Source organism: Devosia sp. (assembly GCF_036563435.1).
Lineage (GTDB): Bacteria > Pseudomonadota > Alphaproteobacteria > Rhizobiales > Devosiaceae > Devosia.
The window spans coordinates 588,080-608,978 of the sequence record NZ_DATCMJ010000018.1 but is presented as its reverse complement, the minus strand read 5'-3'; the positions used below and the strand labels follow the sequence as shown (position 1 = coordinate 608,978).

At 64.7% G+C, this 20,899-nt stretch carries 23 protein-coding genes; 9 read left to right on the top strand and 14 right to left on the bottom strand.

What is annotated here, in order from left to right; genetic code table 11:
* The first annotated feature begins 4 nt into the window (after window positions 1-4).
* Both ugpE and VIL88_RS15420 read left to right on the top strand, forming a co-directional pair.
* Window positions 5-847, top strand: a complete 843-nt coding sequence (gene ugpE / locus VIL88_RS15425) for a sn-glycerol-3-phosphate ABC transporter permease UgpE (protein ID WP_331990400.1) — start codon at window positions 5-7, stop codon at window positions 845-847.
* Window position 848: 1 nt separating this feature from the next.
* On the top strand, window positions 849-1,901 hold the full coding sequence (locus VIL88_RS15420; RefSeq protein ID WP_331990398.1) for a sn-glycerol-3-phosphate import ATP-binding protein UgpC: 1,053 nt from the start codon (window positions 849-851) through the stop codon (window positions 1,899-1,901).
* On the opposite strand, the gene cobM is transcribed toward VIL88_RS15420, so the two are convergent.
* From cobM to cobF, 7 genes are read right to left on the bottom strand one after another with little or no spacing between them, the layout of a single operon-like run.
* Complete coding sequence (gene cobM, locus VIL88_RS15415; RefSeq protein WP_331990396.1) at window positions 1,902-2,660, bottom strand: precorrin-4 C(11)-methyltransferase; 759 nt, start codon at window positions 2,658-2,660, stop codon at window positions 1,902-1,904. It lies immediately after the preceding gene.
* Window positions 2,657-3,862 carry a precorrin-6y C5,15-methyltransferase (decarboxylating) subunit CbiE gene (cbiE, locus tag VIL88_RS15410; protein ID WP_331990394.1) on the bottom strand — a complete coding sequence of 402 codons (1,206 nt, stop codon included), beginning with the start codon at window positions 3,860-3,862 and terminating at the stop codon, window positions 2,657-2,659. The genes cobM and cbiE overlap by 4 nt, the downstream gene beginning before the upstream one ends.
* A complete protein-coding gene (locus VIL88_RS15405) occupies window positions 3,859-4,620 on the bottom strand; it encodes a precorrin-3B C(17)-methyltransferase (RefSeq protein WP_331990392.1) in 762 nt (253 codons plus the stop codon). The genes cbiE and VIL88_RS15405 overlap by 4 nt, the downstream gene beginning before the upstream one ends.
* Entirely contained in the window at window positions 4,617-5,339 is a 723-nt protein-coding gene (locus VIL88_RS15400; protein ID WP_331990390.1) for a precorrin-2 C(20)-methyltransferase, read from the bottom strand. Before VIL88_RS15400 ends, VIL88_RS15405 begins: the two co-directional genes overlap by 4 nt.
* Window positions 5,336-5,968, bottom strand: a complete 633-nt coding sequence (locus VIL88_RS15395; RefSeq protein ID WP_331990388.1) for a precorrin-8X methylmutase — start codon at window positions 5,966-5,968, stop codon at window positions 5,336-5,338. The genes VIL88_RS15400 and VIL88_RS15395 overlap by 4 nt, the downstream gene beginning before the upstream one ends.
* A 2-nt stretch (window positions 5,969-5,970) precedes the next feature.
* Entirely contained in the window at window positions 5,971-7,155 is a 1,185-nt protein-coding gene (cobG, locus tag VIL88_RS15390) for a precorrin-3B synthase (protein ID WP_331990386.1), read from the bottom strand.
* A gap of 44 nt (window positions 7,156-7,199) precedes the next feature.
* Window positions 7,200-7,925, bottom strand: coding sequence for a precorrin-6A synthase (deacetylating) (gene cobF / locus VIL88_RS15385; RefSeq protein WP_331990384.1), 726 nt, complete (start codon window positions 7,923-7,925; stop codon window positions 7,200-7,202).
* Window positions 7,926-8,010: 85 nt separating this feature from the next.
* Between cobF and VIL88_RS15380 the strand changes: the two genes are divergently transcribed.
* From VIL88_RS15380 to VIL88_RS15370, 3 genes are all read left to right on the top strand, one after another.
* Window positions 8,011-8,352 (top strand): metalloregulator ArsR/SmtB family transcription factor, encoded by a 342-nt coding sequence (locus VIL88_RS15380; protein ID WP_331990382.1) that lies wholly within the window; start codon window positions 8,011-8,013, stop codon window positions 8,350-8,352.
* 11 nt (window positions 8,353-8,363) lie between these two features.
* Window positions 8,364-8,855, top strand: coding sequence for an SRPBCC domain-containing protein (locus tag VIL88_RS15375; protein WP_331990380.1), 492 nt, complete (start codon window positions 8,364-8,366; stop codon window positions 8,853-8,855).
* A gap of 218 nt (window positions 8,856-9,073) precedes the next feature.
* A complete protein-coding gene (locus VIL88_RS15370) occupies window positions 9,074-9,790 on the top strand; it encodes a DUF1428 domain-containing protein (RefSeq protein WP_331990378.1) in 717 nt (238 codons plus the stop codon).
* Between the two features lie 62 nt (window positions 9,791-9,852).
* Here the strand turns inward: VIL88_RS15370 and VIL88_RS15365 are convergent, their stop codons facing one another.
* From VIL88_RS15365 to VIL88_RS15355, 3 genes are read right to left on the bottom strand one after another with little or no spacing between them, the layout of a single operon-like run.
* The gene (locus tag VIL88_RS15365) at window positions 9,853-10,056 is read right to left on the bottom strand and encodes a heavy metal-associated domain-containing protein (RefSeq protein WP_331990376.1); all 204 of its coding nucleotides are present in this window, start codon (window positions 10,054-10,056) and stop codon (window positions 9,853-9,855) included.
* Window position 10,057: 1 nt separating this feature from the next.
* Entirely contained in the window at window positions 10,058-10,465 is a 408-nt protein-coding gene (cueR, locus tag VIL88_RS15360; RefSeq protein ID WP_331990374.1) for a Cu(I)-responsive transcriptional regulator, read from the bottom strand.
* Window positions 10,462-12,708 carry a heavy metal translocating P-type ATPase gene (locus tag VIL88_RS15355; RefSeq protein WP_331990373.1) on the bottom strand — a complete coding sequence of 749 codons (2,247 nt, stop codon included), beginning with the start codon at window positions 12,706-12,708 and terminating at the stop codon, window positions 10,462-10,464. Before VIL88_RS15355 ends, cueR begins: the two co-directional genes overlap by 4 nt.
* Window positions 12,709-13,075: 367 nt before the next feature.
* On the opposite strand from VIL88_RS15355, the gene VIL88_RS15350 reads away from it, so the two are divergent.
* Complete coding sequence (locus VIL88_RS15350) at window positions 13,076-13,222, top strand: DUF1127 domain-containing protein (RefSeq protein WP_331990371.1); 147 nt, start codon at window positions 13,076-13,078, stop codon at window positions 13,220-13,222.
* Between the two features lie 233 nt (window positions 13,223-13,455).
* Here the strand turns inward: VIL88_RS15350 and ybaK are convergent, their stop codons facing one another.
* Together ybaK and VIL88_RS15340 are read right to left on the bottom strand one after the other, a co-directional pair.
* On the bottom strand, window positions 13,456-13,929 hold the full coding sequence (gene ybaK / locus VIL88_RS15345) for a Cys-tRNA(Pro) deacylase (protein ID WP_331990369.1): 474 nt from the start codon (window positions 13,927-13,929) through the stop codon (window positions 13,456-13,458).
* 193 nt (window positions 13,930-14,122) lie between these two features.
* A complete protein-coding gene (locus tag VIL88_RS15340) occupies window positions 14,123-14,299 on the bottom strand; it encodes a hypothetical protein (RefSeq protein WP_331990366.1) in 177 nt (58 codons plus the stop codon).
* Between the two features lie 118 nt (window positions 14,300-14,417).
* On the opposite strand from VIL88_RS15340, the gene VIL88_RS15335 reads away from it, so the two are divergent.
* A complete protein-coding gene (locus VIL88_RS15335) occupies window positions 14,418-15,314 on the top strand; it encodes a LysR substrate-binding domain-containing protein (protein ID WP_331990364.1) in 897 nt (298 codons plus the stop codon).
* 63 nt (window positions 15,315-15,377) lie between these two features.
* Here the strand turns inward: VIL88_RS15335 and rhaI are convergent, their stop codons facing one another.
* Together rhaI and VIL88_RS15325 are read right to left on the bottom strand one after the other, a co-directional pair.
* Window positions 15,378-16,667 (bottom strand): L-rhamnose catabolism isomerase, encoded by a 1,290-nt coding sequence (rhaI, locus tag VIL88_RS15330; RefSeq protein ID WP_331990362.1) that lies wholly within the window; start codon window positions 16,665-16,667, stop codon window positions 15,378-15,380.
* A 10-nt stretch (window positions 16,668-16,677) separates the two neighbouring features.
* On the bottom strand, window positions 16,678-18,777 hold the full coding sequence (locus VIL88_RS15325) for a bifunctional rhamnulose-1-phosphate aldolase/short-chain dehydrogenase (protein WP_331990360.1): 2,100 nt from the start codon (window positions 18,775-18,777) through the stop codon (window positions 16,678-16,680).
* 185 nt (window positions 18,778-18,962) lie between these two features.
* On the opposite strand from VIL88_RS15325, the gene VIL88_RS15320 reads away from it, so the two are divergent.
* Together VIL88_RS15320 and rhaS are read left to right on the top strand one after the other, a co-directional pair.
* Window positions 18,963-19,769 carry a DeoR/GlpR family DNA-binding transcription regulator gene (locus VIL88_RS15320; RefSeq protein WP_331990358.1) on the top strand — a complete coding sequence of 269 codons (807 nt, stop codon included), beginning with the start codon at window positions 18,963-18,965 and terminating at the stop codon, window positions 19,767-19,769.
* A 37-nt stretch (window positions 19,770-19,806) separates the two neighbouring features.
* Window positions 19,807-20,793, top strand: a complete 987-nt coding sequence (gene rhaS, locus VIL88_RS15315; RefSeq protein WP_331990356.1) for a rhamnose ABC transporter substrate-binding protein — start codon at window positions 19,807-19,809, stop codon at window positions 20,791-20,793.
* Window positions 20,794-20,899: the final 106 nt, after the last annotated feature.

The window sequence follows — 20,899 nt, the reverse complement described above, 5'->3', positions numbered from 1 at the left end:
CGCCATGGTTGAAAACCGTCCCATTCTCGACTTCCTCACGCATCTTGTGCTGATCCTGGGCATGGTGCTGGTCGCCTTCCCGGTCTATGTGGCCCTGATCGCGGCGACGCATCCGGCCTCGGCGCTGGGCAGCGGATTGATGCCGCTGCTGCCGGGCGGGGAATTCTTCCGCAACATGTCGCTTGTGCTGTTTTCCAAGCTCCCCGGCCTGCCGCCCTTCTGGCTGATGGTCTGGAACTCGACGTTGATGGCGCTGCTGATCACGGCGGGCAAGATCGCCATTTCGATCATCTCGGCCTATGCCATCGTGTACTTCAAGTTCCCCGGCCGGACGCTGGCCTTTTGGATCATCTTCATCACGCTGATGCTTCCGGTCGAGGTACGCATCTTGCCCACCTATGAAGTGGTGGCGAGCCTTGGCATGCTCAATTCCTTCCAGGGCCTCACCATTCCGCTGATCGCCTCCGCGACGGCCACCTTCCTGTTCCGGCAGTTCTTCATGACCGTGCCGGACGAGCTGATGGAGGCCGCGCGCGTGGACGGCGCGGGCCCGCTCAAGTTCTTCTGGGATATTCTCCTGCCGCTCAGCCGCACCAACATCGCGGCGCTCTGCGTGATCCTCTTCATCTATGGCTGGATCCAGTACCTCTGGCCGCTGCTCGTGACCACCAACGAGAAATACTACACGCTGATCCTTGGCGTGCAGCGCCTGACCGCCACCGCCGAGGCGGAGCCGCAGTGGAACATCATCATGGCAGCGGTGATCCTTGCGCTGCTGCCCCCCGTCCTCATCGTCATCTTCATGCAGCGCCTGTTCGTCAAAGGCCTCGTGGAAACGGAGAAATAACATGGCCGCCATTGAACTGACCGGCGTCAAGAAGACCTATCCCGGCGGCGCGCAGGTGATCCACGGCATCGACCTTTCCATTGCAGATGGGGAAATGGTGGTGCTGGTCGGGCCCTCCGGCTGCGGCAAGTCCACCCTCCTGCGCATGATCGCGGGCCTTGAAACCATCAGCGATGGCGAGATCAGCATTGGTGGCAACGTGGTCAACCGCAAGGAACCGGCCGAGCGCGATATCGCCATGGTGTTCCAGAACTATGCGCTTTATCCGCACATGACGGTGCGCGGAAACCTCGAATACGGCCTCAAGAACCGCGGCACGCCCAAGGACGAGATCAACCGGCGGGTCGAGGCGGCGGCCAAGACGCTGGAGATCACTCCGTTCCTCGAGCGGAAGCCGCGCCAGCTCTCGGGCGGCCAGCGCCAGCGTGTCGCTATGGGGCGCGCCATCGTGCGCCAGCCCAAGGCCTTCCTGTTCGACGAGCCGCTGTCCAACCTCGACGCCAAGCTGCGCGGGCAGATGCGCATCGAGATCCGCCGGCTGCAACGGTCGCTGGGCACGACCAGCGTCTATGTGACCCACGACCAGCTCGAGGCCATGACGCTGGCCGACCGGCTGGTGGTGATGAATGGCGGCCATATCGAGCAGGTGGGCAGGCCGACCGAGCTCTATGACCGGCCGGCATCGCTGTTTGTCGCGGGCTTCATCGGCTCGCCGCCGATGAACCTCCTGGAAGTCGATCAGCTCGGGGCCTTGGCGGGGGTGTCGCTGCCGGCGAGCCTGCCCGAGGGAACCGACATTGTCGGGATCAGACCGGACGCGGTGATGATGGGGCCGGCTGCGCCAGGTGACATCGGGCTTTCCGGCACGCTTGAGCTGGTGGAGCCGGTGGGCGGCGAGAGCCACCTCTATGTGCGTGTTCCGGGGCTGGACCAAGCGTTCATCATCGTGGTGCAGGGGCGACCCGATTTGGCGGAAGCGGGGCAGGTGACGTTTGCGATACCCGCTGCGGCGCTGCATCCGTTTAATCGGGAAACCGGGAAGCGGGTGGGCTAGCTAAACGCGATCCCGAAACCGCCGCTGATAGTCGGGATCGTAGAGCGAACTCTCGCGGAAGTCCTCTGCGCCCAGGCCGTGGCCGACGAAGATGATGGCGGTGCGTTCCACAGGATCCTGGGCGAAGCGCGCGGCAATGTCGCTAAGCGTGCCGCGGATGATCTTCTGGTCGGGCCAAGAGGCGCGGAAGACGATGGCGACGGGACAATCGGCGCCGTAATAGGGCAGGAGCTCGGCCACGACGCGATCCAGCGCGTGGATGGCGAGGTGCACGGCCAAGGTTGCGCCGGTAGCGCCGAAGGCGGCGAGCGTTTCGCCGGGGGGCATGGGCGAAGCGCGGCCGGAGACGCGGGTCAGGACCAGGCTCTGCGCCTCGGCGGGAATGGTCAGTTCGCGCCCAAGCGCTGCCGCTGCGGCGGCAAAGGCGGGCACACCGGGGGTGAGCGTATAGGGGATGTGGAGCCGGTCGAGGCGGCGCATCTGCTCGGCCACGGCGCTCCACATGGCGAGGTCGCCGGAATGGAGCCGCGCGACATCCTCGCCGGCCGCATGGGCGCGCTGGTATTCGCGCTCGATCTCGTCGAGCGATAACGGCGCCGTATCGACGAGGCGAGTCCCGGGTGGGCACCAGTCCAGCATATCGCGCGGCACGATCGAGCCGGCATAGAGGCAGACGGGGCAAGACTGGAGGAGGCGCATGCCGCGCACGGTGATGAGGTCGGCCGCGCCGGGCCCAGCGCCGATGAAATGGACGGTCATGGCTTGGTCCACGCCCATTGCGTGATCGGCATGGCAGGGCGCCAGCCGGTCATGCTGCCGACCGCATCGGCGCGGGAGACGGCGATGCGTGTTAGCGATCCGCCCAATTCGGCGTGCTGTGCCAGCAGCACCGCTTCCATCTCCAGCGTCACCGCATTGGCCACCAGCCGCCTGCCGGGGCGGAGCGCTGCGATGGCGACGTCGAGGACGCCGGGCTCGGACCCGCCGCCGCCAACGAAGATTGCATGCGGCGCTTCAAGTTCAGCGAGAGCTTCAGGCGCGCGGCCTTGAATCAGTTGCAGACCCGGCACGCCCAAGGCCTTGCTGTTGCGCAACAATCGGGCGGCGCGTTCGGCGTCGGCTTCGATCGCTATGGCTTGGAGGCTCGGGTCGGCCAGCATCCATTCGATGGCGATTGAGCCGGAGCCGGCGCCAATGTCCCAGAGGAGTTCGCCGCGGCGGGGGGCGAGGGCGGCGAGCGTCAGTGCCCGCACCTCGCGCTTGGTGATCTGCCCGTCATGCTCGAACAGGGTATCGTCGAGGCCCGGCGTCAGCGGCAGGATGCGGGCGCCGGGCAGGGCGACGACGCTGACCGCGCAGATGTTGATCGGATCGACGTTGGGGAGGTCGAACTGCATGGCGACCTGTGAGCGCACGGTTTCGGCCGGCCCGCCCAGGGCTTCGAGGACCGTGACGATGGAAATGCCGAAGCCCAGCTCGGTCAGAAGTTGCGCGAGAGCCGCGGGCCCGTGTTCGTCGGAGGTGAGGGCGAGGATGCGGGCGCCGGGATGGAGATGGGGACGGATGAGATCGATGGGCCGCCCGTGCAGGGAAAGCGTCAGGACATCCTGCAGCGGCCAGCCGAGGCGGCTGGCGGCAAGGCTGAAGGAGGAGGGGTGGGGGAAGACCCGCATCTGGCTCGGGTCGAGGCGGCGCGCCAGCGTGGCGCCGACACCGAAATGGAACGGGTCGCCGGAGGCAAGGACGCAGACGGGGCGGCCGCGGAGGGCGAGGATGGCATCCACCGAGTCAGAGAAGGGGCTGAGCCATTCGCGGGTCTCGCCGCGGATGACATCGGCGGCGAGTTCGAGGTGGCGCGCGCCGCCGAAGACGATCTCGGCTTCGGCGATAGCAGCTTTGGCTTGGTCGCCGAGGCCCGGCAGACCATCTTCGCCGATGCCTACGATGGTCAGCCAGGTCATGGCGCCAGTCCCGTCGAGCGGGGGGAGTAGACCAGCGGCGGCAGGCCGGGGCGCTCGACGATCCGCGTTTCGGGAGAGCCGATGATGACGCAGGTGGCCATGTCCGCCTGTTCGGGGCGGGCTTCCGCCAACGTGACGATGGAGATGGCTTCATCCGGTCGGCCGGCGGCGCGGCCGAAGATCACCGGCGTCGACCACGGCAGGATTTCGCGCAGGATGGCGAAGGCGGTGCCCAGCTGGTGCGGGCGGGCCTTGCTGATCGGGTTATAGAGCGCGATCACCAGTCCCGCACCGGCGACGGCGCGCAAGCGGGACTCTATGACGGTCCAGGGCTTGAGGTTGTCGGAGAGGGAAATGGCGCAGAAGTCGTGGCCAAGGGGGGCGCCGACGCGGGCCGCCACCGCCAGCATGGCGGTGATGCCGGGCACAACGACGAGGTCGACACTGCGCCAGGCGGGCGGGCCGGCTTCCAGCGCCTCGAGCACGGCGGCGGCCATGGCAAAGACGCCGGGGTCGCCGCCAGAGACGACGCAGACCTGCTCGCCCGAAGCGGCGGTGTGAAGGGCATCCTTGGCGCGGGCCAGTTCTTCGCGATTGTCGGAGGCGACGCGGCGTTGGTCGGGGCGAAGGGACAGGCGGTCGAGATAGGGGCTATAGCCGAAGAAGACGTGGCTGGCGGCGATGGCCGACAGCGCCTCGGGCGTGGTTTGTTCGGGATTGCCCGGCCCGGTGCCGACGATGACCAGCCGCCCGCTCATGGCCGTGTGCTCCAGCCGGGCACGAGGACGATGGCGAAATAGGGCGCCACGTCGTCGGGCTTGTCGGCAAGGCGGATGGCGTGGCCGTTGCTCATGGTCCCGCGCTCGACATAGACGGCGCTGTCGAGCCGCCCTGCCGCTTCAATGGCGCGGCGGATCTTGCCGAGGTTCCGGCCCACTTTCATGATGACGGCGCCATCGGTGCCGTTAAGGCGGTCGCGCAGGTCGACCTCATCCAGCGTTCCGGGCAGGACCGAGAGAATGTCATCGCCCTGCACCAGCGGCAGGCCCGCCTGCGACCAGCAGCCCGACATGGCGGTGATGCCGGGAATGACCTCCGTGGGGTAGCGGGGGGCGAGCCGGACATGGAGATGCATGTAGCTGCCGTAAAACAGCGGATCGCCCTCGCTGAGAACGGCGACCGTGCGCCCGGCATCGAGATGCGCGGCGACGCGCGTGGCGGCATCGCTATAGAAGGCGCTGGTGGCGCTCTTGTAGTCGTCGTGCCGGCGGTCGATCTCGGTGGTCACGGGATAGCCGAGGGGCTCCTCGACCTGCGTGGTGAGGAGGTCGGCGACGATGGCGCGGGCATTGCTCTGGTTGCCCTGCTTGCTGAAGAAGGCGACGACATCGGCGCCCTGAATCGCACGCGCCGCCTTGATAGTGAGGAGCTCCGGATCGCCCGGGCCGGTGCCGACGCCGATAAGCCTGCCGGTCATATGCCTGGCCTCGCCAAGGCGTTGAGGGCGGCAGCCGTCATGGCTGAGCCGCCAAGCCGGCCACGAACGATGGCATAGGGGACGCCCCAGGAGTTTTCAGCCAGGGCCGCCTTGGACTCGGCGGCGCCGACGAAGCCGACCGGCATGCCGAGAATGGCGGCCGGCTTGGGCGCGCCATCGCGCAGCAGTTCAAGGAGGAAAAACAAGGCCGTCGGGGCATTGCCGATGGCAACGACGGAGCCGGCCAGCCGGGGCAGCCAGAGGTGCAGGGCGGCGGCGGAGCGGGTGTTGCCAATCTCGGCAGCAAGGGCGGGCGTCTGCGGATCGCGCAGGGTGCAGATGACCTCGTTGTTTGCCGGCAGGCGGGCAGCGGTCACGCCGCGGGCCACCATTTCGGCATCGCAGAAAATGGGTGCGCCGCCAGCAAGGGCCGCTCGGCCAGCGTCCACGAAGCCGGGGCCGAACTCGAAATGCGCAGCGGCCTCGATCGAACCGGCGGCGTGGATCATGCGAATGGCAACTTCCGCTTCATCGGGAGAAAAGCGCGCGAGATCGGCTTCGGCGCGGATGATGCTGAAGGACTGGCGGTAGATCGCGTCGCCATCCTTGATGTAGTCGTATGTGGTCATCCTCATCCCCGGCCGGCAACCAAAGCGGTTGCCAGCTGATCGGCGCGCAACACTGCCCGCGGCGTATCGCCCGCCTTGCCGCCGAAGACAAGGCCGTAGCCGTTCGGCTCCCCGACCAGGGTGATATCCGCGGCAGCCGGATGGGCGCAGCCCTTGGCGCAACCGGAAACATGGAGCGTGCTATGCGGCGGAAGGGTAAGCGCCAAGCGCGAGGCAACGGCGCGCGCATCGACATGACCGGCAGCGCAGCCCCGATTGCCAATGCAGGCGCTGACCTGGAGGCGCGGGTCGCGTGGATCGGTAATGAAGCCGATGGCGGCGACTTCTTCGAGAAGGCTCTCATCGGCGTTGATGGCCAGAAGCGAATGCTGCGGCCCGAGCCGGAACTCGCCGATGCCAAAGCGCCAGGCGCCATCGGCCAAGGCCGCCAGCGATTCCCAGGGCAGCGCTCCGAAGGGCAGGGCGAGGCCGGTGGCGCTCCCGCTGCGAAGGCTGAAGCGGCCAACGGGGGAGGTGATCGGCTGATGAACGGGAGCAGACGGCTCCATCCGGTCGCCAAGTGTCAGGAGAAGTCCGGGCAGGTCGAACTGCGTGGCGCGGGCATCGGGGCCGAGAGCCAGGAGTGCCGAAAGCACGATGCGGGCACAGTCGAGCGGCTGCGTGGTGGTGCCCAGAAGGGTCGTTCCGGCCGAAACCAGCCAGCGGTCCGCCGCCACGGCGACCAGCCGCAGGTCAGCCTTGAGCGCCTCGAGACCGATCTGGCCGTTGCCATCGACGACCACCGTGGCCTTGGGGGCAAAGCCACCGGCGAAGGGGGCCGCAAAAGCCCTGATGGCGCTGGCAAGGGCGCGCGGATCGGTGAATTCGAGGGGATCATCGCCGGCAAGGGGCGGCGTTTCGACCACAAGCCCGCTTTCGACCGCCACGATTTGCCTCACCTGGCGGGCAAAGGCGGGCACGACGGCGTCGGTCAGGCCCCGCATCTGCAGATTGCCGCGCGAGGTAATCTCGACCATGCCATTGCCGAAGCTACTGGCCAGGATGGCCAACTGTTCCAGCCGCACCGGATCGATCCGTCCCCCGGCGATGCGGATGCGCGCCAGCAGCCCATCGCCGGTCGGCATGGGCTGGTCGAGCGTGGGGCAGGCGCCCCGGCGCAAGGAGGAAATGGGCAGGACCACGGACATAGCGCCTTCTAGCCGATCACGAGGCGCGGGGGAATTGCGCTTTCTCAGCCACGCTGCCGCAGCAGGTAGGTGTCCATGATCCAGCCATGCCGTTCGCGCGCCTGCTGGCGTACCGAAGTGATTTCGTCGGCAACGTCACCGAGGCGGCCTGCGATCAGCATCTGGTCTGGCGTGCCTAGATAGGCGCCCCAGAAGATTTTGAGATCCGGATCAGCCTGGCGAAACGCCTGCTGGCCGTCGAGCATGACAACAGTGTCGGTCTCGACGGGGCCGAGCTGGCGCCCGGTGGTGATGAGAACCGGCTCGCCGATGCGGTTGAGGGCAATGCCATGGGCGGCGGTGAGCGCCTGGATGGCGGTTATGCCCGGGACGACTTCGACCCGGATTGGCGTCGCGACGCGATCAAGAATGCGCAGCGTTGAGTCATAGAGGCCGGGATCGCCCCAGACCAGGAAGGCGCCGGCGCCGTTCTCGGGCACCTGGTCGATCAGGCCGGTGAAGATCGCGGCAAGCCGCCTATGCCAGTCGTCGACACCGGCACCGTAGTCGGGATTGGCTGCATCGCGCCGCGGTATCGCATAGCTGACCTGGCGCGGCGTGCCGGTGACAAAGCGGGCGATGATGGTGCGGCGGACATCGGCAAGGTCGGCCTTCGCAGCCCCCTTGTCGGGCACAAAGAGCGTGTCGGCGCGGTTGAGCGCCTCGATGGCGGCGATGGTCAGATGCTCAGGGCTGCCGGTGCCGATGCCGACGACAAGGATGGTTTTCATGGAACTGCAATGCCACTCGGCTGCGCGCTTGACAACAATTCAACCAAACAGTATTATATCAATAAGTTGAATAAGAGATCCCGAGATGCCCGACCCGTTAAGCGCGACCCTGGCGGCCCTGGCCGATCCGACCCGCAGGGCGATCCTGACGCGGCTGTCGCAGGGCGAGGCAAGCGTCAATGAACTGGCCGAACCCTTCGACATGACGCTGGCCGCGGTGTCCAAGCACATCAAGGTGCTTGAGAGTGCCGGCCTGGTCCGGCGCGGGCGACATGCCCAGTACCGGCCCTGCGCGCTCGAAGCAGCGCCGATGCGGGAAGTGGCCGCCTATGTCGAAACCTATCGCAGGTTCTGGGAGCAGAACCTCGACCAACTCGACGCCTATCTCAAGAAACTGCAGACGCCCCAATCCGACACGAAGAACTGAGGAGACTTCCGATGAACGACTTGGCCTTTCCCAATCCTTTCAAAACCGAACTTCCCAGCGACGCTCCCTTGATCGTCATGTCGCGCACCTTTCACGCGCCGCTGGCGCTGGTGTGGAAGGTTTGGACCGAGAGCGAACATGTGGCGCAATGGTGGGGCCCACACGAGGCGAACCGGGTGGTGGAGTATGACGTGCGCAGCGGCGGCAAGTGGCGCATCGTCTCGACCATGCCCGATGGCGCGGAAATCACCTTCTTCGGCACTTATCTGGCGGTCGAGCCCCAGACGCTCATCCGCAACACCTTCGTGGTGGAAGGCATGTTCCCCGAGGACCCGCGATACTACGAAGAGCATCACTTCGAGGAGCGCGATGGCGTCACCCACTATCGTTCGATCTCGAACTTCCCCGATTTCGAGATGCGCAACGCCACTGTGGACACGGGCATGGAATGGGGCGCCAATGTCTCCATGGTCAAGTTCGACGCGATCCTCGATCGACTGTAGGCGCAAGGCTAAATATCTGCGATCCTTGACAACTTGCCGCGGGAACCGGAAGCAAGCTTCTTCGTTCATGCCGCGAGCCTCGGGCGACGCCGGACTATTTGGTGCCGCTGAGGCTCACCAATTTCCCTCTTTATGTCGAAACAAACTGCATGCGAACGTCATGCAGAAGAACTAGCCTCGTTCCGAGGCATGGATCCACGACAGCAAGGGAGAGAGCGATGACTTACCTATCAGGCTTTGTCAGCCCGGTACCGGCCGCCAACAAGGAGCAGTACCGGCGTTTCGCAGCCGAGAGTGTCGCCATGTTCAAGGGCCACGGCACGACGCGGCTAATGGAGGCCTGGGAAGATGACGTGCCCTCTGGCGAGGTGACTGATTTCCGCCGCGCCGTGGACGCCAGGGACGGTGAAGTCATCGTCTTCTCCTGGCAGGAATTCCCGGACAAGGCGGCCGCCGACACAGCGGGCGAGCGGATCATGAACGATCCGGCCATGGACGAGATGATGGGGAAGATGCCCTATGATGGGAGCCGCATGATCTATGGCGGCTTCGATGGTCTGTTTGAGGTCGGCACCAGGGACGCAAAGCCTGGCTATGTGGACGGCTCGCTGATCCCGGTGAAAACCGCGCGCAAGGGCGATTATCTTGCCGCCCTGCAGCGCCAGGCGGCGATCTTCACCGAAGCCGGCGCCGCGCGGTTCGTCGACGCCTGGGGCGATGCCGTTCCCGATGGCAAGCTGACCGATTTCAAGAAAGCGGTCCGGGCGCAGGCGGACGAGACGGTGGTGTTCTCGTTCATAGAATGGCCATCCAAAGAGGTGCGGGACGCCGCCTGGAGCCGGATCTATACCGATCCAAGGATGCAGGAGGACGATCCGGCGGGCGACGAAGCGCGGCGGATCTTCGGCGGCTTCGTGCCGCTGGTGGATGAGTAGCGCCTGAGCAAGATTGCGGCGCCAAGCGGTGTGGTTCAAGCCTGTGCCGGGATCACACCGCCTCAGTACGCGGCTTCGGGCGTGTAGCCGGCGTCCTTGATGGCTTCCTCGCCCTTGCGGCGATCGCCGGTGAAGCTCACGCGGTGCGTGGCGAGGTCGACGCTGACCTCGGAGCCGGGCAGGGCCGCTTCCAGGGCCTGGCGTACGGTGCCGACGCAATGGCCGCAGGTCATGTCGTTGACGATGAAGTCGTTCTTTTCGGTCATGTCAGTGTCCTTTCCGAGGAGGTGTGCCGGCGAGGTCGTCGAGAATGGGGCAGTCGGGGCGCGCGTCGCCGCTACAGCAATGGGCCAGGTGCTGCAGCGTCTTCACCATGGACTGGAGCTCGTCGATTTTGCCCTGGAGTTCGGCAATGTGATCGGTGGCGATCTGCTTGACCTCGCCACTGGCGCGGGACTTGTCCTGCCAAAGGCCGAGCAAAGTGGCCGTCTCTTCCACGGAGAAGCCAAGATTGCGGGCGCGTTTGACGAAGCGCAGCACATGGACTTCGTCACTGCCATAGACCCGGTAGTTGCTGCCCGTGCGCGCGGGGGAGCGGATCAGGCCGATGGATTCGTAGTAGCGGATCATCTTGGCCGAAACGCCCGATGCTGCGGAAGCTTCACCGATGTTCATGGGCGGGTTCCCTTGATGGCGCGCAGGCGCTGCGCATTGGTAACGACAAAGACCGAGCTCAGGGCCATGGCTCCCGCGCCCAACATGGGATTGAGGAGAATGCCGAAGGCCGGATAGAGCAGGCCAGCGGCGACCGGGATCAGCACCACATTGTAGCCAAAGGCCCAGAACAGGTTCTGCCAGATGTTGCGCATGGTGGCCGCGCTGACCTCGAGCGCGTCGAGCACGCCGCCGAGATCGCCACCCAGCAGGACGACGTCGGCGCTTTCGATGGCCGCGTCGGTGCCGGTGCCCACTGCGATGCCCACATCAGCCTCGGCAAGGGCGGGAGCGTCGTTGATGCCATCACCCACATAGGCAAGGATGCCCAGTTGGCGAAGCGTCTTGATTGCGTCGACCTTGCCGGCCGGCAGCACCTCCGCCCGCACTTCGTCGATGCCGAGCTGCCGGGCTATGGCCTCGGCGGTGCGCCGGTCGTCGCCCGAGATCATGGCCGTCTTGATGCCGCGCGCATGGAGCGCGGCAATAACCGCTTTGCTGGTCGGCTTGATCGGGTCGGCGACGACGATGGCGGCAGCCAGCTTGTGGTCGATGGCCGCGAAGACCGGCGTCTTGCCTTCCTGGGCCAGCCTGTCGATGGCGCTCTCGAAGTCGGAGAAGTCGAGATGCCCGAGGTGGCGACGGGAGCCGACGGCCACCAGCCGCCCGTCGACGCGGGCGGTGACGCCGTGCCCGGCGGTGGCATTGAACTCGGTGACCGAGCCGAGCGCCAGGCCGGCCTCTTCGGCGGCAGATACGATGGCGGCGCCGATCGGGTGTTCGGATTGGCTTTCCACCGCCGCGACCAGCGCCAGAACCTCGTCATGGGCGAAATCGTCATCGAGGATCAGGTCGGTCAGCACCGGCTTGCCCTCCGTCAGCGTGCCGGTCTTGTCGAACGCCACGACGCGGGCTTCGCGCAACTGCTGGAGGGCTTCGCTCTTGCGGAACAGGACGCCGAGCTCGGCGGCGCGGCCGCTGCCCACCATGATGGAGGTGGGCGTGGCCAGGCCCATGGCGCAGGGGCAGGCGATGATCAGCACGGCGACGGCATTGACGAGGCCGAAGGCATAGGCCGGTTCCGGACCGAACACGGCCCATACGCCAAAGGTCAGCGCGGCCAAGGCCATGACGGCGGGGACGAACCAGCCCGTGATGCGGTCGACAACGCTCTGGATGGGCAGCTTGCCGCCCTGCGCCTCCTCCACCATGCGGATGATCTGCGCGAGCATCGTATCGGCGCCGACCTTGGTGGCGCGGAAGCGGAAGCTGCCGGAGGTATTGAGCGTGCCGCCGATCACCTGCTCACCCACCGAGCGCGAGACGGGCAGGGGTTCGCCGGAGATCATGGACTCGTCGATATGGCTTTGGCCTTCGATGATCTCACCATCCACTGCGATCTTTTCGCCCGGCCGGACGATGACGACGTCGCCCACCCGGACTGCCTCGATGGGCAGTTCCATGCTCTGCCCATGGCGCTCAACACGGGCGGTCCTCGCCTGCTGGTGCAGCAGGTGCTGGATCGCCTCGCCGGTGCGGCCCTTGGCGCGCGCTTCCAGCCAGCGGCCGACCAGGATCAGCGTCACGATGACGGCGGCGGCTTCATAGTAGACGTAGCGCGTGCCCTGGGGCAGCAGTTGCGGGGCAAAGGTTGCGACGGCCGAATAGAGGTAGGCGGCTCCCGCGCCCAGCGCCACCAGCGAGTTCATCTCGGGGGCGCCGCGCAAGAGGGCAGGGATGCCATGGTGGAAGAAGCGCCAGCCGGGCCAGAAGAGCACCATCGTGGCGACGATGAAATATGCGCTCCAGAGCACCTGCCTGGGAACCAGCGCCTCCAGGGCCATGTGGAACGGCATATGGAGGTGGCTGAGCATCTCCAGCACGAACAGTGGCAGGGTGAGGCTGCCGGCCACCAGCATATCGCGGCGGAGGCGGGACGCATCTTCGTCATGGTGCGCGTGCCCGGAAGCCAGCTCGCGGGTCTCGGGCGACGGGCTAGCCTCATAGCCGGCCTTGGCGATGGCGGCGAGCAGGGCGTCCTGTTCTCCGCCGGTGACCGTGGCGCGCTCGGTGGCCAGGTTGACGGACGCCGCGGTGACCCCGGGCACCTTGAGCAGGGACTTCTCGACCCGCGCTACGCAGGACGCGCAGGTCATACCTGAGATGTCGATGGAGAGCGGTTTGGCTTGGACGTGTTCGTTCATGGTCAGCACCTCGTCCCCCTGCATATGGACCTTCCCATCATGGGAAGGTCAAGGGGCCGGGCAAATCTTCGGATCAGATTGAGGGTCAGAGAGCGCCCAGCGCTGCCTGCATGGCTTCTGGGCACATGACTAAGAAAGGGTAAAAGACGCAGACGTGTTGCCTTCCTTGGAATAGTTCAAATAAATCAGTTGTTTATATCGAAGGCTGCGTGAGGAGTGCTCCTCCGCGTGCCTCCGATCCTGACGCCAGGATGAACGCTCTGCCTCTTTTGTTTGCAGCGAATGCATAACGGATGTGCACAGAGGATATCTTCTAATCACGACCAGCTCGGTCTACATAGAGGTCATCAAACGAAGGGGAACCGAAATGACCATCCGCCAGAAAATCGCACAATTTGCCCAGTATCAGCGCACGATGCGCGAGCTCAACGCTCTCGACGCCCGTCAGCTGAACGATCTCGGCATCACCAAGGGCGACATCAAGAACATCGCTCGCGGCACCTACACCAACTAAGACTTGGTTTCTGCTGCAGACTGAAGATGAAGGCGTCCGCTTGGGCGCCTTTTGTCTTTTGTGGGGGTGGGATTGTAGTTTAGCCGCAAGGGGTGCCATCCGCAGGCCGTCACTCGGGCTCGACCCGAGGGCTCTGCACTTGCTGAACTTGCGTGAAGTATAGAGCCCTCGGGTCAAGCCCGAGGGTGACGTTCAGTGGGTAGTGGTGACGTTGGTGCACGCGCCCGCGGAAGTTACCGGATCAAGTCCGCCGCTCGTGCGCCGAGTGCCGCCACGAGGTCGTCTGGTTTCATCCGGATCTGCAGCCCGCGCTGGCCCCCGTTGAGGAATACCTCGTCCTCCAGCGTTGCCAGTTCTTCCACGCAGGTGGGCACCTGTTTCTTCTGGCCGAAGGGGCTGATGCCGCCGACCTTGTAGCCCGTCAGGCGCTCGGCGTCGGCGGGCTTCATCATGTGGGCCGACTTGCCGCCGAAAGCGGCGGCGAGCTTTTTCATGTTAACCTCCTCGTCGGAGGGCACCACGACGCAGACGGGCTTGCCATCCACTTCGGCCATCAGCGTCTTGAGCACGATGGATGGCGGCACGCCCATGGCCTCGGCAGCCTGGAGGCCGACGCGATCGGCATCGGGATCGTAGTCATAGGTGGCGGTGGTGAAGGGGATGCCGGCCTTGCTCAGGGCCAGCGTTGCGGGCGTGGTCTTGGACATGGGGAGGTTTTAGCCCATCAACTCTGCTGGGCGGAAGCCGGTTTGATCCGGAACCTGCGGGTGATCCCGGAGGTCATGCTTGGGCTTGAACCGAGGAGATTGCACGTTACGTGCGCGCTGGACGTGCAGGGCCCTCGGGTCAGGCCCGAGGGTGACGGGCGGTGGGTGGGTGACGCTTTGGAGTACTTGCCCACTAATTGCCGCGTTCCAGCACGCTCCCGTCCGCTAGGCCGAGGTCGCGCAGGAGATGGGGAGAGGAATGGATCAGGTCGATGGTTGCGCGCCGGCGCCGTTGGTCGCTGAACAGGCGGGGGATGTGCCAGCGGGGGAGGGAGATGGCGAGAAGTCGTGGTTTGGCTATGGCGTTCATGGCTGTGACCATCCTTATGCGGATGGCTCCTGCTCGGTTGTCCATGGCAGGATAGTGGCTGGCGCTGTGAGCGATTTCCAACTAAAGCTCGGAGGGTATGCATAAGGAGATTTGATCCATGTCGTCTCTCCCGCCCCTTGCCGCCTTACGGGCTTTCGAGGCGGTGGCGCGGCATCTGAGCTTCACCAAGGCCGCCGAAGAGCTGGGCATGACCCAGGCGGCGGTGAGCTATCAGATCAAGATCCTCGAGGAGCGCCTGGGCACGCCGCTGTTCCTGCGCAAGCCGCGTCAGATCGCCCTGAGCGACACCGGCGCGCGGCTGGCACCAGAAGTGACGCGAGCTTTCCAGACCCTGCGCAGCGCCTTTGCGGAACTCCATGGTCGCGTTGATTCGACGCTCTCCATCAGCGCGGTGCCGACCTTTGCCAGCCAATGGCTTGCAGCGAATTTGGGCCTGTTTCAGCTGGCGCATCCGGACATCGCAGTCCGCATCGAGAGCAATGTCGCGCTTGTCGATTTCGCAGCCGAAGAGGTGGACGTGGCTATCCGCGCCACCGGCCGGGTGGGGCCGGGGCTCGTCGCCCATGCCCTGACCAAGGTCGAGTTTGCGCCCATGCTGCATCCGCGACTGGTGGAGGAACACCAGATACGTGGACCCGCAGATCTCCTGCGCGTGCCGCAAATTACGCCGGATGATCCCTGGGTAGCAGCCTGGTTCAAGCTGGCGGGTGTACCACTGCTGCCGCTGGACCGGCCGTTTGCGCGGCTCGGCTACCAGTCGATGGAGGCCGCGGCGGTGATGGCGGGGCGCGGCGTGGCGATGCTAACGCCGCAATTTTATGGCGAGGAGGTCCGGGCGGGGCGACTGGTGCAGCCGTTTGACCTCGTCGGCTGGGAGGGCCACTATTACTATCTGGTCTATCCCGAAGCACGGCGCAACAATCCAAAAATCCGAGCCTTCCGCGACTGGATCGTGTCCGCAACCGAAGCCTTGCGGGCGCTGGAACAGACGTGAAAAAGGCCCGGCGATGCAGCCGGGCCTTTTTCGTCCGCCGCTCGGGAGGAGCGTTGGAAAAGTTTAGATGATGCCGCCCGAACCGCCTTCCACCGCGGGCCGCACTTCGGCGACCTTCTGGCGGTAGCCGGCAGCGCGATAGGTGCCGAGGAGATCGATGGCACCGCCGCGTTCGAAGCGCGACATGGCCAGAATCGGCTCGACATCGGTGCGGTAGGCCTGGCGCAGCGCCTGGGTGGCCGCAAGGGCATCGTTGGCTTCCTGTGCGGACTTGAGCCCCGCACGGTCGACGAGCAGGGCCTGGGCATAGGAGCGCTGCACGTCCGAAGCCGACAGCATCAGCGACTCGATCGGATCGGTGACATTGTGCGACTGATCGAGCATGTGGGCCGGGTGGAAGTCGGGCTGGCGGTTCTCGATATCGACCAGCTCGTTGAAGACGAGGAACAGGCGGTAGGGATCGATCGAGCCGGCGTCGAGGTCGTCGTCGCCATATTTCGAGTCATTGAAATGGAAGCCGCCGAGCTTGCCGCACTGGGCCAAGCGCGAGACGATCATCTCGATATTGACGTTGGGCGCATGGTGGCCGAGGTCGACTAGGCAGAAAGCCTTCTCGCCCAGTTCCTTGGCGATGATGTAGTTGGTGCCCCAATCCTGCACGACCGTCGAATAGAAGGCCGGTTCGTACATCTTGTGTTCGGTATAGACGCGCCAATCATCGGGCAGGGCGGCATAGACTTCCTTGGCCGAGTCCAGATAGTGCTCGAACTGGGTGGCAAAGTTTACCTGGCCCGGGAAGTTGGAGCCGTCGCCGATCCAGATGGTTAGGGCTTTGGACCCAATGGTCTTACCAATCTCGATGCATTCGAGATTGTGCTCGATGGCCTGCTGGCGCGTCGCCTTGTCATAGGCCGAGAGCGAGCCGAACTTGTAGCTCTGCAGCTGCCCCTTGGCATCCGAGAAGGTGTTGGAGTTCATGGCGTCAAAGCCAAGGTTGAAGCGGCTAGCGGCCTGCTTCAGCCGGTTCGGATCGGCCTTGTCCCACGGGATGTGGAGCGAGACGGTCTTGGTCGCCTGCGTCAGCTGGGCAATAACGGCGCAGTCCTCGATCTTGTCGAAGATGTCGCGGGGCTCGCCGGCGCCGGGGAACTTAGCAAAGCGCGTGCCGCCCGTGCCGACGCCCCAGGAGGGGACGGCGACGGAAAAGTCGGCGACCTTGGCCTTGATGGCGTCGATTGAGATGCCGCGGCGGTCGAGACGCTCGCCGAGCGAATTATAGTCGGCGCGAAGGTCAGCCTCGCGCTTGCTGTTTTCAGCTTCGACGATGGATGCGTCGATCATGTGTTCGGTCATCACGCGATCCTTAGCGGGTGAACGACTGGGCGTTGCCCGCGTCGACGTTGATGATGTTGCCGGTGGACTTGGCCGATGCTTCCGAGGCGAAGAAGTAGATCGCTTCGGCGATGTCTTCGGGGAACACCGAGCGCTTCAGCATGGAGCGTTCGCGATACATTTCCTCAAGGCCGTCCTTGTCGGTCTTGTAGGTTGAGGCGCGCTGCTCGAGCCATTCGCCGGCCCAGATCTTGGAGCCGCGCAGGACGGCGTCGGGATTGACCACGTTGACGCGGATCTGTTCGCCCGCACCTTCCAGCGCCAGGCACCGGGCCAGGTGGATTTCGGCGGCCTTGGCGGTGCAGTAGGCGGCGGCGTTGGGCGAAGCGGCAAGGCCGTTCTTGCTTGCCACGAACACGACATTGCCGCCGATCTTTTGCTGGCGGAACAAGCGGAAGGCTTCGCGCGACACCAGGAAATAGCCCGTGGACAGGATGTCCATGTTCTTGTTCCAGAGTTCGAGCGTCGTCTCTTCGATCGGCGCCGAGGAGGCGAGGCCGGCATTGGACACGAGGATATCGAGGCCGCCGAACTCGACCACGGCATGGGCGAAGCCTGCGAGGACCTGCTCTTCGCGTGTGACGTTGATGTTGACGGGACGGACGAAGTCCTTGCCGAAGGCGGAGCCGAGTTCTTCCGTTGCGCTATCGAGGGCCGTCTGGTCGATATCGGCCAGCACCACGCAGGCGCCTTCGCGCAACAGGCGAGCAGCGGTTGCCTTGCCAATGCCGCCGGCACCGCCGGTCACCAGCGCGATCTTGCCGGCCAGGGACTTCGGCTTGGGCATGCGCTGCAATTTGGCTTCTTCAAGCAGCCAGTATTCGATGTCGAAGGCCTCCTGCTCGGGCAGGCCCTGATATTCCGACACGGTCGAGGCGCCGCGCATCACGTTGATGGCGTTGACATAGAACTCGCCCGAGATACGGGCCGTCGCCTTGTCCTTGGCGAAGGTGATCATGCCCACGCCGGGGATCAGGTAGACCACGGCGTTTGGGTCGCGGACTGCCGGGGAGTCGGGGTGCTTGGAGCGGTCGTAATAGGCCTGGTAGTCGGCGCGGTAAGCCGCGATCTGTTCGCCCAAGCCGGCGATGACGGCATCAACATCGGGGTTGGCCGGGTCAAAGTCGATCACCAGCGGACGGATCTTGGTACGGAGGAAATGGTCGGGGCAGGAGGTGCCCAAAGCGGCCAGCGGGCGGAGGCTGTTGCTGTTAACGAATTCCAGCACGGCTTCGCTGTCGTCGAAGTGGCCGACCTTGTGCGAGTCTTCGGAAATGAAGCCGCGGATCTTCGGCATCAGCTTGGCGGCGACGGCGCGGCGCTCTTCAGCCGAGAGCGACTGGGTGGCAGGGCCACCAAAGATCGTCTTGCCTTCGGTCTGCTGCTCAAACCACTCGATCGCCTGGTTGATGATGCGGATCGTGGTCTCGTAGCACTCCTTGGGCGTGTTGCCCCAGGTGAAGAGGCCGTGCGACTCGAGGATCACGCCCTCGGCGTTGGGGTTCTCAAGGCAGAACTTTTCCAGCCAAAGGCCAAGCTCGAAGCCCGGCTTCTTCCATGGCAGCCAGCCGATCGTGTCGCCGAAGATTTGCTTGGTCAGTTCCTTGCTGTTCTTGGATGCCGCAATCGCAATGATCGCGTCGGGATGCATGTGATCGACGTAAGGCCGGTTCACATAGGCATGGAGCGGCGTATCGATCGACGATGCGCGCGGATTGAGGTTGAAGGTGGCGTGGGGCAGGTAGCCCACCATCTCGTCTTCGAACTCGACGCCGCGATAGAGGCCCTTCAGCGCGCGCAGCTTGTCCATGTAGAGCGTGGCAAACCCGTCGAGCTTGATCGAGGCATTGTCGCCGCCCGAGCCCTTGACCCAGAGAACCTCAACTTCCTGACCGGTCAGCGGATCCTTCTGCATGATTTTGGAGGAGGTATTGCCGCCACCATAGTTGGTGACGCGCTTGTCCGAGCCCAGAAGGTTGGAGCGATAGACGAGGCGTTCCGGCTCGCTCATCGCGGCGGCTGTGGCGTCGTCCCACAGATTGGCAAGGCGCTTGGGCGCGGACGTGGACATGGCAGACTCCTCCCAGAGGGTAGTGATGGTCAGGGTTGGCCGGACCATGGCCACGATCGATCATGAGTGTCAATCACAAACAATCATAACTGCGCATATCGCGCTTTTGGTGTTTGAAGTTGCTGGATCGGTGATTGACACTGATCGGATTAGGTGTGAAGGAATGCGTCAGGGAGATAGCAGCCTTGCACGAAACAGAGCGCCAGAGAGTGATTGTCGCAGCCGTCCAAACCCGGCCGGTGGTGACCGTTGCCGAGCTGTGCGAGGTCACCGGCTCCTCGGAAGCCACCATCCGCCGCGATATCGCGGCGCTGCATGTCCGTGGCGAGGTGCGGCGCGTACGCGGTGGCGCCGAGGCGGTGAACCCGCCCGAGCAGTCGGCCCTGGTCGGGCGCCCCTTTGTCGTGAGCGAAACGCTCAACATCGCGCAAAAGCGTGCAATAGCGCGTGAAGCTGCAGCGCTGTGCAAGGACGGCGAACCCATCATCATCAATGGTGGCACCACGACCTACCAGATGGTGCACCACCTGACCGGCCGGCGACTGTCTGTCTTCACCAACAGCTTCGCCATCGCTGAATTCCTGATCCACAACTCGCGCAATTCGGTCGTCATCCCGGGCGGTACCGTCTATCGCGAGCAGAACGTGATCCTCTCGCCCTTTGGCGGCGTGGTCGCGTCGCACTTCTATGCCAAGCGCATGTTCATCGGCTGCCAGGGCATCGGCACCCACGGCTTGATGGAGGCCGACCCCATGGTCGTGCAGTCCGAGCTGGGGCTGATCGGGCAGGCCGACGAACTGATCGTTTTGGCAGATTCATCGAAGTTTTCGGGCAGATCGAGCCTCATCCTTTGTGGGCTCGACCGAATTGCCGCTGTCGTCACCGATAGCGGCATTCGCGACGAGGACCGCCAGATGCTGGAAACGGCAGGCGTGCGGCTCATCGTGGCGGAAACCAATGCTCAGGCCGACCGCCAGTCGACGGTCGCCTGAGAAGGACTAACCAAACGTCCCAGGGAGGGAACAACGAATGAAACTCATGAAGCTCCTGGCCGCATCCACTGCCGTTGCAGTGCTGCTCGCCGCCCCCGCCTATGCCCAGACCCGCATTGCGCTGGTCGTAAAGTCGCTCGGCAACGGCTTCTTTGACGCGGCCAACAAGGGTGCGCAGGAAGCCGCCGCCGAACTGGGCGATGTCGAAGTCATCTATACCGGCCCGACCGCCGCAACCGCCGAAGCCCAGATCGAAGTCGTCAACTCGCTGATCGCCCAGCAGGTCGACGCCATCGCCATCTCGGCCAACGATCCCGACGCCCTGGTGCCGGCCCTGCAGCGCGCCATGCAGCGCGGCATCAAGGTCGTGTCCTTCGACTCGGGTGTTGCCCCCGAAGGCCGCCAAATCCACCTCAACCCGTCAGACAATGCGCTGATCGGCGAAACCATCATCAAGCTGGCTGCCGACTACCTGCCCGAGGGCGGCCAGGTCGCCATCCTGTCGGCTGCGTCCACCGCAACCAACCAGAATGCCTGGATCGAAGCTGCCAAGGCCGCTCTGCCCGAGAAGTTCCCCAACATCGAGCTGGTTGCCACCGTCTATGGTGACGACGACTCGGTGAAATCGACCGACGAGGCCAAGGGCCTGATCGCTGCCTATCCCGACCTCAAGGCCATCATCGCCCCGACCACGGTCGGCGTCGTTGCCGCCGCCCAGGTCGTGACCGACCAGAACCTGATCGGCAAGATCAACGTCACGGGCCTGGCTCTCCCAAGCGAGTTCAAGCAGTTCATCGACAACGGTGCCTCGCAGGCCGTGGCCCTCTGGAACCCCATCGACCTGGGCTACTCGGCCGTGATGCTGGCCGACCAACTGGTGGACGGCAAGGAAGCGGCTCCGGGCGCCACCTTCTCGATCGGCCGCGTGGGCGAAGTCACGCTGGACGACACCAACTCGGCCGCCATGTCCGAGCCCTTCCAGTTCGACAAGACCAACATCGAAGAGTTCTCCAAGATCTACTGATCTTGATTACCGGTCCGGCGCTTCGGTGCCGGGCCGACCCTCTTGTGCCGCGATCTGTGCCAACCACCGCGCGGTTCCTCCCCCTTGACGGGGGAGGCTAGGAGGG